The 13596-nt window shown below is 59.8% G+C and carries 16 protein-coding genes; 10 read left to right on the forward strand and 6 right to left on the reverse strand.

The window, feature by feature from the left end:
- Positions 1 to 230: 230 nt before the first annotated feature.
- The 3 genes from L8H52_RS22915 to L8H52_RS22925 form a co-directional block, all read right to left on the reverse strand.
- A complete protein-coding gene (locus tag L8H52_RS22915) occupies positions 231 to 1154 on the reverse strand; it encodes a phasin family protein (RefSeq protein ID WP_242208921.1) in 924 nt (307 codons plus the stop codon).
- A gap of 10 nt (positions 1155 to 1164) precedes the next feature.
- Positions 1165 to 1587 carry a phasin family protein gene (locus L8H52_RS22920; protein ID WP_110719499.1) on the reverse strand — a complete coding sequence of 141 codons (423 nt, stop codon included), beginning with the start codon at positions 1585 to 1587 and terminating at the stop codon, positions 1165 to 1167.
- A gap of 187 nt (positions 1588 to 1774) precedes the next feature.
- Entirely contained in the window at positions 1775 to 2050 is a 276-nt protein-coding gene (locus L8H52_RS22925) for a polyhydroxyalkanoic acid system family protein (RefSeq protein ID WP_077570393.1), read from the reverse strand.
- Positions 2051 to 2204: 154 nt separating this feature from the next.
- Between L8H52_RS22925 and ubiE the strand changes: the two genes are divergently transcribed.
- The 10 genes from ubiE (at position 2205) to L8H52_RS22975 (ending at position 10540) form a co-directional block, all read left to right on the forward strand.
- Complete coding sequence (gene ubiE / locus L8H52_RS22930; RefSeq protein ID WP_008080626.1) at positions 2205 to 2975, forward strand: bifunctional demethylmenaquinone methyltransferase/2-methoxy-6-polyprenyl-1,4-benzoquinol methylase UbiE; 771 nt, start codon at positions 2205 to 2207, stop codon at positions 2973 to 2975.
- Positions 2975 to 3598, forward strand: a complete 624-nt coding sequence (locus tag L8H52_RS22935) for an SCP2 domain-containing protein (RefSeq protein WP_242208920.1) — start codon at positions 2975 to 2977, stop codon at positions 3596 to 3598. The genes ubiE and L8H52_RS22935 overlap by 1 nt, the downstream gene beginning before the upstream one ends.
- The gene (gene ubiB, locus L8H52_RS22940; protein ID WP_016984603.1) at positions 3595 to 5199 is read left to right on the forward strand and encodes a ubiquinone biosynthesis regulatory protein kinase UbiB; all 1605 of its coding nucleotides are present in this window, start codon (positions 3595 to 3597) and stop codon (positions 5197 to 5199) included. The genes L8H52_RS22935 and ubiB overlap by 4 nt, the downstream gene beginning before the upstream one ends.
- Before the next feature lie 80 nt (positions 5200 to 5279).
- Positions 5280 to 5672 (forward strand): phosphoribosyl-AMP cyclohydrolase, encoded by a 393-nt coding sequence (hisI, locus tag L8H52_RS22945; RefSeq protein WP_095667753.1) that lies wholly within the window; start codon positions 5280 to 5282, stop codon positions 5670 to 5672.
- A gap of 269 nt (positions 5673 to 5941) precedes the next feature.
- Positions 5942 to 6274, forward strand: a complete 333-nt coding sequence (locus L8H52_RS22950; RefSeq protein ID WP_008047820.1) for a phosphoribosyl-ATP diphosphatase — start codon at positions 5942 to 5944, stop codon at positions 6272 to 6274.
- Positions 6275 to 6299: 25 nt separating this feature from the next.
- Positions 6300 to 6581 carry a twin-arginine translocase TatA/TatE family subunit gene (locus L8H52_RS22955; RefSeq protein WP_003220847.1) on the forward strand — a complete coding sequence of 94 codons (282 nt, stop codon included), beginning with the start codon at positions 6300 to 6302 and terminating at the stop codon, positions 6579 to 6581.
- Between the two features lie 10 nt (positions 6582 to 6591).
- Complete coding sequence (gene tatB, locus L8H52_RS22960; protein WP_242208919.1) at positions 6592 to 7041, forward strand: Sec-independent protein translocase protein TatB; 450 nt, start codon at positions 6592 to 6594, stop codon at positions 7039 to 7041.
- Positions 7038 to 7829, forward strand: a complete 792-nt coding sequence (tatC, locus tag L8H52_RS22965; protein WP_242208918.1) for a twin-arginine translocase subunit TatC — start codon at positions 7038 to 7040, stop codon at positions 7827 to 7829. Before tatB ends, tatC begins: the two co-directional genes overlap by 4 nt.
- On the forward strand, positions 7826 to 8533 hold the full coding sequence (locus L8H52_RS22970) for a 16S rRNA (uracil(1498)-N(3))-methyltransferase (protein ID WP_242208917.1): 708 nt from the start codon (positions 7826 to 7828) through the stop codon (positions 8531 to 8533). The genes tatC and L8H52_RS22970 overlap by 4 nt, the downstream gene beginning before the upstream one ends.
- A gap of 90 nt (positions 8534 to 8623) precedes the next feature.
- Complete coding sequence (locus L8H52_RS22975) at positions 8624 to 10540, forward strand: methyl-accepting chemotaxis protein (protein ID WP_242208916.1); 1917 nt, start codon at positions 8624 to 8626, stop codon at positions 10538 to 10540.
- Between the two features lie 146 nt (positions 10541 to 10686).
- On the opposite strand, the gene L8H52_RS22980 is transcribed toward L8H52_RS22975, so the two are convergent.
- From L8H52_RS22980 to L8H52_RS22990, 3 genes are all read right to left on the reverse strand, one after another.
- Positions 10687 to 11421: an amino acid ABC transporter ATP-binding protein gene (locus L8H52_RS22980; RefSeq protein ID WP_064388890.1), complete on the reverse strand. Its 735-nt coding sequence runs from the start codon at positions 11419 to 11421 to the stop codon at positions 10687 to 10689.
- Positions 11414 to 12373 (reverse strand): amino acid ABC transporter permease, encoded by a 960-nt coding sequence (locus L8H52_RS22985; RefSeq protein ID WP_242208915.1) that lies wholly within the window; start codon positions 12371 to 12373, stop codon positions 11414 to 11416. Before L8H52_RS22985 ends, L8H52_RS22980 begins: the two co-directional genes overlap by 8 nt.
- A gap of 130 nt (positions 12374 to 12503) precedes the next feature.
- Entirely contained in the window at positions 12504 to 13301 is a 798-nt protein-coding gene (locus L8H52_RS22990; protein ID WP_242208914.1) for a transporter substrate-binding domain-containing protein, read from the reverse strand.
- Positions 13302 to 13596: the final 295 nt, after the last annotated feature.

Genomic DNA, 13596 nt, shown 5'->3' on the forward strand with positions numbered 1-13596 from the left:
TCCCGGAGGGAGAGGGGACTGAATAGGGGATATTCGGGAATTATGCCGACCTGGTAGTGCATTACCGAATCCATAATCGATAAGGTCTTTCAGGTCGGCGTATAGCGCGAGACACCTCGGTCGGCCCCCTCTCCCTCCGGGAGAGGGCTGGGGTGAGGGTCAGCTTTAAAACGGCACAAACAAAAACGCCCGACCTTCACAGTCCGGGCGTTTTATTTTGCCCTGAAGAATCAGGACTGACTGGTTGGCGTCGACGGGGTCGATGCAACAGTCGGGGTAGCCACCGGAGTCGGTGCGGCGGCGGAGTTCGACGCGCTTACCGGAGCTGCCGAAGTGGCCGGTTTGGCTGCAGCAGGTGCTGCCGGTTTCGGCGCGGCGGCTTTCGCTGCGGCCGGCTTCTTCACTGCCGGTTTTTTCGCCGCAGCAGGTTTCGCTGCGGGCTTGGCAGCCGGTTTGGCGGCAGCGGTTTTCGCTGCTGGCTTGGCGGCGGGTTTCGCTGCCGTTTTGGCAGCAGGTTTAGCTGCCGGTTTGGCAGCGGCTTTAGCGGCAACCGGTTTGGCTGCTGCTTTGGCTGCTGGCTTGGCGGCAGCGGTTTTGGCTGCAGGCTTGGCCGCTGCTTTTGCTGCGGGTTTAGCCGCTGCTTTTGCCAGTGGCTTGGCCGCCGTTTTAGCAGCAGGTTTGGCCGCCGCAGTTTTCGCTGCAGGCTTGGCAGCAGCAGTTTTCGCCGCCACAGGCTGGGCTTTCAAACCGGTAAGTTTTTCGATCTGCTTGGTCAGTGTGTCGACCTTGCTGTTGAGCGCTTTGACTTCATTGCGGCTCGGTACACCTAGGCGCGAAATCGCGCTGTTCAGGCGCTTGTCAAAGGCCCCTTCCAGCTCGTCCCATTTGCCCAGTGCGCGATCTTTCACGCCGCTGATGCGCGATTTTGCCGAAGAGGCAGAGTCCTTGGCAGCGTCGACTTTTTTGCCGACTGCGGACTTGGTGAGCTTCTCGGCTTTCTCGCCGTCTTTGACCAATGTATCGAAGAGTTTGCTGCCGTCAGTGTCGATCTTCGAGTACACGCCTAAACCAGCCAGCCAGATTTTGCGGGAGTAGTCTTCGACTTTCCCGATCCACGAGCTGCCTTCTTTATCGGTGTTCTTTTTACCAGCCATCCCGTTCTCCTTAAGATTTACGCGCGACGCGTTCGAGCAATGCCGTCAGCTCATCGAGCTTAGCAGAGAGTGTCTCAACGTCATGTTTAGACGGAATGCCGATACGATTCAAGGCGCTTGCGACACGGGAGTCGAACGCCTTCTCGACCTTGTCGAGCTGAACTTCGACACGACCTTTGAAAGAACTCACTTCGCTCTTCGCTTCATCGATCTCGGCGTTGGCCGCTTCGAGTTTTTCGGTGACGGCTTTTTTGCCTTTCTTTTCAACAGTTTGACCAGCCTTGATCAGCTCTTGAAAGTACTCGCTGCCCTCTTGGCCGACCTTGGCGTAGGCACCCAGGCCTGCCAGCCAGATCTTGCGGGCATAGGATTTGACGTCGCTCAGAGCAGTTGTCGAAGCGTCGATTTTTTTCTTCAAAATTACTTTGGCCATGGTGCACCTCACGCGCAGAAGGTTTGAGGAACTGCCCGCGAAAGTGTCGGGCTCTGGCACAAAGTAGGTAGAAAAATTAGAAACGGCACCCTAACAACTGACATGAACCTCTGGCCGTACAGAAAACAAATGTGGGAGCGAGCCTGCTCGCTCCCACAGGGGATCTCGGGTTACCGAAAAATCGCGATCAGACCAGAGCTTTGTCGAGCGCCTTCTCGATCTCGGCTTTGATCATGCCGCTCATGGCCGACATCATGATGCCCAGTTCCACATCGACCTTGATCGAATCGTCCGCCACATGCACCGCGCCTTTCACGCCCGAGCGTTTGAGGTTCAGGGTGTCGCCGGACCATTGCGGCTCCAGGCCATATTGCTCGGAAAGTTTCTGCGCCAGCTTGTCGGCCTTCTCGCGGGCCGCTTCCTTGCCCAGGTTGTGAGCACGCTCAACAGTGATTTTGGCCATTGGATGACTCCTGATTTTTAAATGTATGTCGGTAAATCTTGACCGCCGCTGCGGCAAATCGTCCCGAAGGTGGCCCATCTTACCTTTAGCCATTCCAAGACAAAGCATGGCTTGGGGATTAGAATGTCGCGCATTCTCTTTTGGTGACAGCGATATGACTGATCAGCGCAAAGGCAGCGATGCCGAACCCACCACTCACTTCGGCTTCAAAAACGTTCCGGAAAGCCAGAAAGCGGAAAAAGTCGCTGAAGTTTTCCACTCGGTAGCCGCCAAGTACGACCTGATGAACGACCTTCTGTCGGGCGGCATGCACCGTCTGTGGAAGCGTTTCGCGATCGAACTGTCGGGCGTGCGCAGCGGTAACCGCGTGCTCGACATCGCCGGCGGTACCGGTGACCTGACCAAAAAATTCTCGCACCTGGTCGGCCCGACCGGTCAGGTGGTCTTGGCTGACATCAACGAATCCATGCTCAAGGTCGGTCGTGACCGCCTGCTGGATCTGGGTGTTGCCGGCAACGTCGAATTCGTTCAGGCGGACGCGGAAAAACTGCCGTTCCCGGACAACCATTTCGACTGTGTGACCATCGCCTTCGGCCTCCGCAACGTGACGCATAAAGAAGACGCCCTGCGCTCGATGCTGCGCGTACTCAAGCCTGGCGGTCGTCTGTTGGTGCTGGAATTCTCCAAACCAACCAACGCGCTGATGTCGAAAGCCTACGACGCCTATTCGTTCGCCTTCATGCCGCTGATGGGCAAGCTGATCACCAACGACTCGGAAAGCTATCGCTATCTGGCCGAGTCGATCCGCATGCACCCGAATCAGGAAACCCTGAAGTCGATGATGGTCGACGCCGGTTTTGACCGCGTGACCTATCACAACATGACCGCAGGCATCGTTGCCCTGCACCGTGGCATCAAGCCCTGATGTTGCTCACCGGGCTGCTCGCCAGCGTTGAACTCGGCCTCAACCGGGTGCTGCGTCTCGACAGCACGGCACTGCCGCGACTGGCGCATTTGACCGGCAAGGTGATTGCCGTCGACTGCCGCAGCCCGGCGCTGCAACTGTTCATTCTGCCGAGCGAAGAAGGCTTGATGCTGGCGTCGCATTGGGACACCGCTGTCGACTGCACCCTGCGTGCGCCGGCCTCGAGCCTGATCAAACTGGCCGTGAGCAAAGACAAGACTGCGGTGCTGCACGCCCCGGAAGTCGAGCTCGATGGCGACAGCGGCGTGCTGCTGGAGCTGGCCGGTGTGCTGCAAGACCTTGAGCTGGACTGGGAGTACGAACTCTCGCGCTGGCTCGGTCCGGTCGCCACGCAATTGATTGGCGGTCACCTGCGCAGCCGCGCGCGCTGGTATCAACAAGGATTTGCCAGCCTTAACCAGAACCTCGCCGAATACCTCGCCGAAGAATCGCGCACCCTCGTTGGGCAGCGCGAAGCCGAAGCGCGGTTCAGCGAACTGGACCGGATCAAACTTGATCTGGAACGTCTCGAGGCGCGTTTCGAGCGCCTTTCCCGATCCCTCGACCCAAGCGATAACGCATGAAGCTGCTTGCCGTCCGCCGTCTGTTGCGCATCCAGCGCGTCGTGATCCGCTACCGCCTCGATGACCTGCTGTTCGATCTGCCGTTGCCGTGGTTCCTTCTGGCGCTGCGCTATGTGCTGCCGTGGCGCTGGTTCCCGCGCAAGCCGCTGGATCTGAGTCGGGGTGCGCGTTTGCGCCTGGCCTTGCAGGATCTCGGGCCGATTTTCATCAAGTTCGGGCAGATTCTTTCGACCCGCCGCGACTTGCTGCCGGAAGACATCGCCGATGAGCTGATGCTGTTGCAGGACCGCGTGCCGCCGTTCGACTCGCAGCTGTCGATCAAGCTGATTGAAGAGCAGCTCGGCAAGAAAATCAGCGACGTGTTCAGCCGTTTCGACGTCGAACCGCTGGCCTCGGCCTCGGTGGCGCAGGTGCATGCCGCGCAGTTGAAAACCGGCGAAGAAGTCGTGGTCAAAGTGATCCGCCCGGGCCTGAAGCCGATCATCGCGCAGGATCTGGCGTGGCTGTTCATCCTCGCCCGCGCCGCCGAAAAGCTCTCGGCCGACGCGCGTCTGCTGCACCCGGTCGATGTGGTCCAGGACTACGAAAAAACCATCTACGACGAACTGGATCTGCTACGCGAAGCGGCCAACGCCAGCCAGTTGAAGCGCAACTTCGAAGGTTCGCCGCTGCTCTACGTGCCGCAGGTCTACTGGGACTGGTGCCGGCCGAAAGTGCTGGTGATGGAGCGCATCTACGGCATTCAGGTGACGGATCTGGCGACCCTCGCCGACCAGCGCACCGACATGAAAATGCTCGCCGAACGCGGCGTGGAGATCTTCTTCACTCAGGTGTTCCGCGACAGTTTCTTCCATGCCGACATGCATCCTGGCAACATCTTCGTCAGCACCGTCAATCCGTGGAGCCCGCAATACATTGCGATCGACTGCGGCATCGTCGGCAGCCTGACTCCGGAAGACCAGGACTATCTGGCGCGCAACCTGTTCGCCTTCTTCAAGCGTGACTACCGTCGTGTGGCGCAATTGCACATCGATTCGGGTTGGGTGCCGGCGGAAACCAAACTCAACGAATTCGAAGCGGCGATCCGCACCGTGTGCGAACCGATCTTCGAAAAACCGTTAAAAGATATTTCATTTGGCCAGGTGCTGATGCGCCTGTTCCAGACCGCACGGCGCTTCAACATGGAAGTGCAGCCGCAACTGGTGCTGCTGCAAAAGACCCTGCTGAACATCGAAGGCCTTGGCCGTCAGCTGTACCCGGACCTGGATCTGTGGAACACCGCGCAGCCGTTTCTGGAGCGCTGGATGCGCGAGCGCGTCAGCCCGAAAGCCTTGCTCGGCAACGTGCAGAGCCAGTTCGAACAACTGCCGCACCTGGCGAATATGGCCCGCGATCTGCTCGAACGCATGTCCCAGCCACACGCTTACGACCCGCCGCCACCGTGGCATAAACGCAAGGACGACTGGTTCCTGCGCCTGCTCGGTTGCGCGCATCTGGCCGGCGGGGTGATCCTCGCCCTCGGTGGCCCGCTGCACGAATTGGGACATTGGCCGGCGGGAATCATGGTGGCAGTCGGCTTGTATCTGGTCGTTCGCCGATAGCCAGTTTCGTGATCGGCTGGCACACTGTTTCAACGCCTGAACCCGACTATTGAAGTGTGGGTTCGCTGTCGGAGTCGAAGATGAAAAACTGGCTGGACGAGATCAAGTGGGACGCTGATGGCCTGGTGCCGGCGATAGCCCAGGATCACAAGACCGGACGCGTGCTGATGATGGCCTGGATGAACCGCGAAGCGCTCGAACTGACCGCTGCGGAAAACCGTGCAATCTACTGGTCACGTTCCCGTGGCAAGCTGTGGCGCAAGGGCGAAGAGTCCGGCCATGTACAGACCTTGCATGAAATGCGTCTGGACTGTGACGCCGACGTGATCATCCTGATGGTTGAACAGATTGGCGACATCGCTTGCCATACCGGCCGTCAAAGCTGCTTTTACCGCGTTTTCGAAAACGGCGACTGGAAAACCGTCGACCCGGTTCTGAAAGACCCGCACGCTATCTATTCCGCAGGACAATAGGATGTGTCATCAGTCATTTACTGAGCTGCGTTGCCGGCTGAAAGCGCGCCAGGCAAGGCGCAGGCCGCCGGGAATGTCTTTTCCTTCCCAAGGACTGCAACGCAGCATGGCGCGCTTTCAGCCGACAACCCGAAGGGCCGGGCCTGATTTTGTGCAGGGCTGCGTTACTCGTCGTTTATTTGAAATGCCAAACCACACTCCTCGCGCCTTGCCCTGCACAAAATCAGGCTCCGGCGCAGCTCAGGAAATGACTGATGACACATCCTCCCATGAGTGACACCCTGACCCGCCTGGCCGAAGTGCTCGAAGAGCGCAAAGGCGCAGCCGCCGACAGCTCATATGTAGCTAGTCTGTATCACAAGGGTTTGAACAAGATTCTGGAGAAAGTCGGCGAAGAGTCGGTCGAAACCATTATTGCCGCCAAGGACGCCGCCATCAGCGGCGACTGCAGCGACGTGATCTACGAGACCGCTGACCTGTGGTTCCACAGCATGGTCATGCTCGCCCAACTGGGGCAGCATCCGCAGGCCGTGCTGGATGAACTGGATCGTCGCTTCGGACTGTCCGGACACGCCGAGAAAGCCTCGCGTCCGTCCGCCTGAACAACTATTAGAGAGGAACAGCAACATGGGCATTTTTGACTGGAAACACTGGATCGTCATTCTGGTTGTCGTGGTGCTGGTGTTCGGCACCAAGAAACTGAAAAACCTCGGCACCGACGTCGGCGAATCGATCAAGGGCTTCCGTAAAGCCATGAACGACGACGAAAAACCGGCCGCTGATCCAACCGTTACGCCTGCGCAACCGGTGCCACCGGTTCAGCCGCAAGCCACCGCTCAGGCCAATCCGCCGCACACCATCGACGTGCAGGCGCAGAAAGTCGAAGAGCCGATCCGCAAAGACGTGTGAGCACTGACTAATGTTTGGTATCAGCTTCTCTGAACTGCTGCTCGTCGGACTCGTGGCCCTGCTGGTGCTGGGTCCCGAGCGTCTGCCGGGCGCTGCGCGCACCGCTGGCCTGTGGGTCGGACGGCTGAAGCGCAGCTTCAACGCGATCAAACAGGAAGTTGAACGTGAAATCGGTGCCGACGAGATCCGTCGGCAACTGCACAACGAGCACATTCTGTCGCTGGAGCAGGAGGCGCGGAAGATTTTCAGCCCGGTTCAGCAAGAGCCGACGCCGGTTGAGCATGTGGGCGAGCAGACGATTAATGCGCCAACCGCGCCCGCTGCACCTGCACCTGCTGCCGCTGTAGCGCCGACAGAACCAGTGCCCGCTACTGACACTTCAGTTGAACATGTAGCTCCAACTGCCGCGCCGATCACACCAGCGCCTCAAGACTCCACTCTGCCGCCGCGAGCCCCATGAGCGATCTCCCCGAAAACGACCAGCACATGCCGCTGGTTTCGCACCTCACCGAGTTGCGCACCCGCCTGCTGCGTTGTGTGGCGGCGATCTTCATCATCTTCGCCGGGCTGTTTGCGTTCACCCAGCAGATCTACACCTTCGTCTCGACGCCGCTGCGCCAGTACCTGCCGGTCGGCGCGACGATGATCGCCACCGACGTGTCATCGCCGTTCCTGACGCCGCTGAAACTGACGATGATGGTCTCGCTGTTCCTCGCGATCCCGGTGATCCTGCATCAGATCTGGGGCTTCATCGCGCCGGGCCTGTACAAGCATGAGAAGCGCATCGCGGTGCCGTTGCTGGTCTCCAGCATTCTGCTGTTCTACACCGGCATGGCGTTCGCCTATTACTTCGTGTTCCCGCTGATCTTCAAGTTCTTCGCTGCAGCTACCCCGGCCGGCGTGGAAATGATGACCGACATTGCCAGTTACCTCGATTTCGTCATGACGCTGTTCTTCGCCTTCGGCGTGGCGTTCGAGATCCCGGTGGCCGTGGTGCTGCTGGTATGGGTCGGCGTGGTCGACGTCAAATACCTGAAGAAGATCCGCCCGTACGTGATCATCGGCTGCTTCGTGGTCGGCATGATCCTCACGCCGCCGGATATCTTCTCGCAGACCCTGCTGGCCGTGCCGATGTGGATGCTGTTTGAAATCGGCATTCTGTTCGGTGGCTTGATCAGCAAGCGCGAACGTCCGGACGAGAACCCGGCCGACGACCACAACGACCAGCCGCCAGCGACCCAGGCATGAACCTGCTGTTGCTCGAAGAGGCCGACTTCATTGCGGCCGACCGCGTAGTGCTGCGTGATCGCCGCCTGACCCATATGCAGGAGGTTCACCGCTCGGAAGTCGGTGACAGCCTGCGCATCGGGCGGATCAACGGACTGATGGGTTCGGCCGAGTTGCTGCGCCTGGAAGCGGGTGAAACCGAACTGCGCGTCAGCCTCGATCAGCCGCCACCGGCCAAACTGCCACTGACGCTGGTGCTGGCGCTGCCGCGTCCGAAAATGCTCCGCCGGGTGTTTCAGACCGTGGCGACCATGGGCGTGTCGAAGGTGATTCTGGTCAACAGCTATCGGGTCGAGAAGAGTTTCTGGCAGACGCCGTTTCTTGAGCCTGAGGCGATTCGTGAGCAATTGATCCTTGGCCTCGAACAGGCGCGCGACACCGTCCTGCCAGAGATCATCATCGAAAAACGCTTCAAGCCGTTCGTTGAAGATCGGCTGCCGGCGATTACCGAAGGCACTCTCGGACTGGTTGGCCATCCCGGCAACTACCCGACGTGCCCACGCGCCCTCAGCGAACCCGTCACCCTGGCCATCGGCCCCGAAGGCGGCTGGATTCCCTACGAAATCGATCTGCTGGCCAAGTCCGGCCTGCAACCGGTGCAACTGGGCGAGCGCATCCTGCGCGTCGAAACCGCCGTCACCGCCCTGCTCGCCCGGCTCTTCTGATTCTTCGCAGCAGATAAATGGTGTTACAGATTGCCATCACCCGGCCGATACCCTCCCCATAAGTCCAATTAGTGGTCGGGGAGTCGTCGCATGTACCGTTGGTTAGCCGAGAATCTTGGAAACGTCAGCGTCAAACGCAAGCTGGGAATCGGTTTCGGCCTGGTGCTGTTGCTGACACTGTTGATCACCTTCACCGGCTGGACCGGCATGAGCGGCATTATCAGCCGCGGTGACAAGCTCGGTTTTATCTCCAGCCTCAATGAGCTGACCAAGGACCTGCGCCTGGCGCGTCTGGACTATGAAGCGCGCCGTGGCGAACAAGGCCCGGGCGCGGTCACCGATCTGCTCAACAAACTCGACAGCGGCCTGCAAACCGCACGCAGCCTGATTGAACAGCCGTCCGACGCGGCGATGGTCGATCAACAACTGGCCGCCGTTGCCGAATACAAGCGCGCTTTTGCCGACATGACCCAAGCCACGGTGCAACGCGAAGACGCCCGCAGCAAGCTCGGCGCCAGTGCCGACAATGCCGTGGCGAAAGTCGCCGAAGTGGAAAAATCCATGCTGGCCGGTGACAGCGTCGCGCAATTCAACAGCGTGATCGAGTTGAGCAAACTGCTGCAACAGGCGCGCTATCAGGTTCGCGGCTACACCTACAGCGGCAAGGCCGAAGCCGAACAACCGGCCCTCGACGCCATCGACAACGCCCTGAAAAACCTCGACAGCCTGCCGGCCAAATTGCCGGAGCAGCACATCGCCAATCTGCAACAGGCTACCGACTCGATCAAAGCCTATCGTGCCGCCGTTGCGCAGTTCCGCGACTCGCAGGTCAACAACGCCAAGGCCGCCGCGCGCATGTCGACGCAGGGCGACATCCTCATCGACGTCAGCAAGAAACTCACTGAATCGCAAACCGTGGTGCGTGACACCGATGCCGCGCACGCCAAGAACATGCTGATCATCGCCACCCTGCTGGCTGTGGCGTTCGGTCTGCTGGCCGCTTGGGCAATCACCCGGCAGATCATCATTCCGCTGAACCAGACTCTGAAAGTCGCCGAGCGCGTAGCCGCTGGCGACCTGACTCACAACCTGGTCTCGCAGCGTCGCGACGAACTCGGTCAGTTGCAGCGCTCGATGCAGAGCATGACCCAGGGCCTGCGCGAGTTGATCGGCGGCATCAGCGACGGCGTCACCCAGATCGCCAGCGCGGCTGAGGAATTGTCGGCCGTCACCGAGCAGACCAGCGCCGGGGTCAACAATCAGAAAATCGAGACCGATCAGGTCGCCACGGCCATGAACGAAATGGCCGCCACCGTGCAGGAAGTCGCGCGCAACGCCGAGGAAGCGTCCGAAGCCGCCGTCGCCGCTGACCAGCAAGCGCGCGAAGGCGACAAAGTCGTCGGCGAAGCGATTGCTCAGATCGAGCGTCTGGCCGTCGAAGTGGGTCACTCCACCGAGGCCATGGGCGAACTGAAGCGCGAAAGCGACAAGATCGGCAGCGTCCTCGACGTGATCAAATCCGTGGCCCAGCAAACCAATCTGCTGGCCCTCAACGCGGCCATCGAAGCGGCACGTGCCGGTGAAGCCGGGCGTGGTTTCGCGGTAGTTGCCGACGAGGTGCGCAGCCTCGCCCAGCGCACGCAAAAATCCACCGAAGAGATCGAAGAGCTGATCGTCGGCCTGCAAAACGGCACCCAGCAAGTGGCGACGATCATGGACAACAGCCGCACCCTGACCGACAGCAGCGTCGAGCTGACCCGTCGTGCCGGTGGTTCACTCGAAAGCATTACGCGCACCGTGTCGGCGATTCAGGCGATGAACCAACAGATTGCGGCAGCGGCCGAGCAGCAGAGCGCGGTGGCTGAAGAGATCAACCGTAGCGTGCTGAATGTGCGGGACGTGTCCGATCAGACATCGGCGGCGAGTGAAGAGACGGCGGCGTCCAGCGTTGAGCTGGCGCGGTTGGGCACGCATCTGCAGATGCTGGTGGGGCGCTTCAAGGTTTGAGGTGATCCGAAAACCTCGGTTCATTCAGAATCGAGGTGATGCATTCGCGAGCAGGCTCGCTCCCACATTGGACCGCGTCCGCTTGGACAACTCGGTCAACTGTGGGAGCGAGCCTGCTCGCGAAGGCGTCCTGCGAGACGCAGAAATTACAGAACCTGACGCAAGAAGGCCTGGGCGCGCGGATCCTTCGGTGCATCAAAGAACTCTGCCGGCGCCGCATCTTCCAGCAACTTGCCGTGATCGAAAAACAACACTCGATCCGCCACTTCCCGGGCAAAGCCCATCTCGTGGGTCACGCAGACCATGGTCATGCCTTCCACGGCCAGGTTCTTCATCACATCCAGCACTTCGCCGACCATTTCCGGGTCGAGCGCCGAGGTCGGCTCGTCAAACAACATCACCTTCGGTTCCATCGCCAGCGCCCGGGCAATCGCCACGCGCTGTTGCTGACCGCCGGACAGGCGTGACGGAAACTCGTTGGCCTTCTGTGCGATACCGACCTTTTTCAGCAATTCCATCGCCTTGGCTTCGCGCTCTTTCTTGCCGCGCTTGCGCACGACTTTCTGCGCCAGACAGAGGTTTTCCAGCACGGTCATGTGCGGGAACAGGTTGAAATGCTGGAAGACCATGCCGACTTCGCGGCGGTAGGCGTTGACGTCGGTTTTCGGGTCGGCCAGTTGCAGGCCGTCGATGCTCACCGAGCCGGAATCGAACTCTTCCAGGCCATTGAGGCAGCGCAGGAAGGTCGACTTGCCGGAACCCGACGGGCCGATCACCACCAGCACTTCGCCCTTGGCTACCGTGGTGCTGACGTTATCCACCGCGCGCACCACTTGTCCACGGGTGTCGAAGACTTTTACCAGATCGCGGACTTCAATCACTTTGCGCGAGCCTCCGCTCAAGCCGGCTGGCGATTTTCGACAGCGGCAGGTTGATCAACAGGTACAGGCCGGCGACGCAGAACAGAATCTCGAACGGCGAGAACGACGTGGTGATCACTTCACGGCCACTTTTCAGCAGCTCGGTGATGGCGATCACCGACACCAGCGAGGTGTCCTTGACCAGACTGATGAACTGCCCGGCCAGCGGTGGCAGCACACGTTTCAGCGCTTGCGGCAACACCACGTGGCGCATCGACTGGCCGGCGCTCAGGCCAAGCGAGCGCGCCGCTTCGTTCTGGCCACGGGCAATCGACTGCACGCCGGAACGGATGATCTCGGCTACGTAAGCGCCAGTGAACAGCGACAGCGCGGCGATCCCGGCGAACTCGCGGGACAGGTTCATCACCGTGCCGATGAAGAAGTAGAAAATGAAGATCTGCACCAGCAACGGCGTGCCGCGCACCAGTTCGACGTAGATCGTCGAGAGGTCGCGCAAAGTCGGGTTGTTCGACAAACGGCACAGGCCAGTGACCAGACCGATCAACAACCCGAGAATCCCGGACACCACTGACAGCCAAAGCGTCGTCCACAAGCCCCACAACAGCGGCCCTGCCGCCCAATGCCGAGTGACGCCCACGACGTCGCCTTCAGCGACATCGTCGCCCTGAGCGAATTGCAGGCTGTTCTCGTCGACGGTCAGGTGCTGCTCGTCACCGGCGTCATTGCGCAGAGTGACGACAGCGCTGCCGCCCTTGCGCACCAGCTCAGTGACGGTGGAAATGTCCGTGGCACGCTGGGTTTCTTCGGCCTGATAGGCGAAGTACTGCGGCACGCGGTTCCAGCGCCATTCGTAGGACATCAGCGACGTCGCGTAATACAACGCGCCGGCCAGGCCGACCAGCACCAGCACGGTGAGGACGTGCCAGGGCCATTGGGCTTTTTTCTGTTTCATTGCAGGTTCCGGATTTTGTATTGCTCTGGAGGGCCTCTTCGCGAGCAGGCTCGCTCCCACAGAGAATTGCATTTCCAATGTGGGAGCGAGCCTGCTCGCGAATGGGGCGACTCGGTCTATGCGACCGGGCTTATTCCATGTCCTTGAGCCACTCGGTGCCCTTGAACCACTTGTCATGAATGCGATCGTAGGTGCCGTCTTCGTGGATCTGGTGCAGGAAGTTGTTGATGAAGTTGAGGCTGTCGTAATCACCCTTCTTCAGACCAAAGGCCAAAGGCTCGTAGGTGAACGGCTTGTCGAGGAACACCAGTTTGCCGGCGCCGACCTTGGTCACTGCAACCACGTTGTACGGGGCGTCGTAGATGAAGGCGTCAGCCTTGCCATTGACCACATCGAGCACGGCTTCTTGCTCGTTGTCGTAGCCGTGGTACTTGGCTTTGGAGATGAGCTTCTTGGCGACCATTTCACCGGTGGTGCCGAGCTTGGAGGTGATGCGGTAGTCGGCGGTGTTCAGGTCTTTGTAAGACTTGATGGTGCCTTCCAGTTCCTTGCGGATCAGCAGGGTCTGGCCGACCACGATGAACGGTTCGCTGAAGTTCAGGCGCAGGTTGCGTTCCTGAGTCAGGGTCATGCCGCTGCCGATCATGTCGAACTTGTCGGTCATCAGCGCCGGGATGATGCCGTCATAACCGGTGGATACCAGTTCCAGCTTGACGCCCATGGCCTTGGACATGGCTTTGAGGATGTCGACTTCGAAGCCGATGATTTCGCCGCGCTTGTTGGTCATTTCGAACGGCATGTAGGTCGGATCCATACCGACTTTCAAGGTGCCGCGCTTGACCGCGTCATCGATTGCGCCCGCCTGCGCCGCATTGACTGCAACCAGTGCCGTGACGCCGACCAGCAGCATCGACAGATACTTCTTCATCTTCAAGTCCCCAAAACCATTGCGTGTGCGGCGCGAAAACCAACAGAGACGGGCCAAAAAGCCCGGGTGCGCCAATTCGGGGACGGATGCTAACGCACTCGTTTTTTTGCACAAGGTTTAATCGGGGATTTGTTTAACAATCAAGGGCTGACCCTCACCCCAGCCCTCTCCCCGAGGGAGAGGGGGCCGACCGAGGTGTCTCAAGCTATTCGCCGACCTGAAAGAGCGAGTCGATTATGGATTCAACACAGCAAGATCAGGTCGGCGTATCTAGAAAATTCAACGCGGTCAGTCC

It is taken from the genome of Pseudomonas sp. CROZ-RG-20F-R04-15 (assembly GCF_022662375.1).
GTDB lineage: Bacteria > Pseudomonadota > Gammaproteobacteria > Pseudomonadales > Pseudomonadaceae > Aquipseudomonas.

Excerpts from the sequence above, each read along its gene's own strand:
- L8H52_RS22985 (WP_242208915.1), bottom strand. The coding sequence starts at position 12,373 with ATGAAACAGAAAAAAGCCCAATGGCCCTGGCACGTCCTCACCGTGCTG.
- L8H52_RS22955 (WP_003220847.1), top strand. The coding sequence starts at position 6,300 with ATGGGCATTTTTGACTGGAAACACTGGATCGTCATTCTGGTTGTCGTG.
- L8H52_RS22925 (WP_077570393.1), bottom strand. The coding sequence starts at position 2,050 with ATGGCCAAAATCACTGTTGAGCGTGCTCACAACCTGGGCAAGGAAGCG.
- ubiB (WP_016984603.1), top strand. The coding sequence starts at position 3,595 with ATGAAGCTGCTTGCCGTCCGCCGTCTGTTGCGCATCCAGCGCGTCGTG.
- tatC (WP_242208918.1), top strand. The coding sequence starts at position 7,038 with ATGAGCGATCTCCCCGAAAACGACCAGCACATGCCGCTGGTTTCGCAC.
- L8H52_RS22920 (WP_110719499.1), bottom strand. The coding sequence starts at position 1,587 with ATGGCCAAAGTAATTTTGAAGAAAAAAATCGACGCTTCGACAACTGCT.
- L8H52_RS22990 (WP_242208914.1), bottom strand. The coding sequence starts at position 13,301 with ATGAAGAAGTATCTGTCGATGCTGCTGGTCGGCGTCACGGCACTGGTT.
- ubiE (WP_008080626.1), top strand. The coding sequence starts at position 2,205 with ATGACTGATCAGCGCAAAGGCAGCGATGCCGAACCCACCACTCACTTC.
- hisI (WP_095667753.1), top strand. The coding sequence starts at position 5,280 with ATGAAAAACTGGCTGGACGAGATCAAGTGGGACGCTGATGGCCTGGTG.
- L8H52_RS22935 (WP_242208920.1), top strand. The coding sequence starts at position 2,975 with ATGTTGCTCACCGGGCTGCTCGCCAGCGTTGAACTCGGCCTCAACCGG.
- L8H52_RS22975 (WP_242208916.1), top strand. The coding sequence starts at position 8,624 with ATGTACCGTTGGTTAGCCGAGAATCTTGGAAACGTCAGCGTCAAACGC.
- tatB (WP_242208919.1), top strand. The coding sequence starts at position 6,592 with ATGTTTGGTATCAGCTTCTCTGAACTGCTGCTCGTCGGACTCGTGGCC.
- L8H52_RS22950 (WP_008047820.1), top strand. The coding sequence starts at position 5,942 with ATGAGTGACACCCTGACCCGCCTGGCCGAAGTGCTCGAAGAGCGCAAA.
- L8H52_RS22915 (WP_242208921.1), bottom strand. The coding sequence starts at position 1,154 with ATGGCTGGTAAAAAGAACACCGATAAAGAAGGCAGCTCGTGGATCGGG.
- L8H52_RS22970 (WP_242208917.1), top strand. The coding sequence starts at position 7,826 with ATGAACCTGCTGTTGCTCGAAGAGGCCGACTTCATTGCGGCCGACCGC.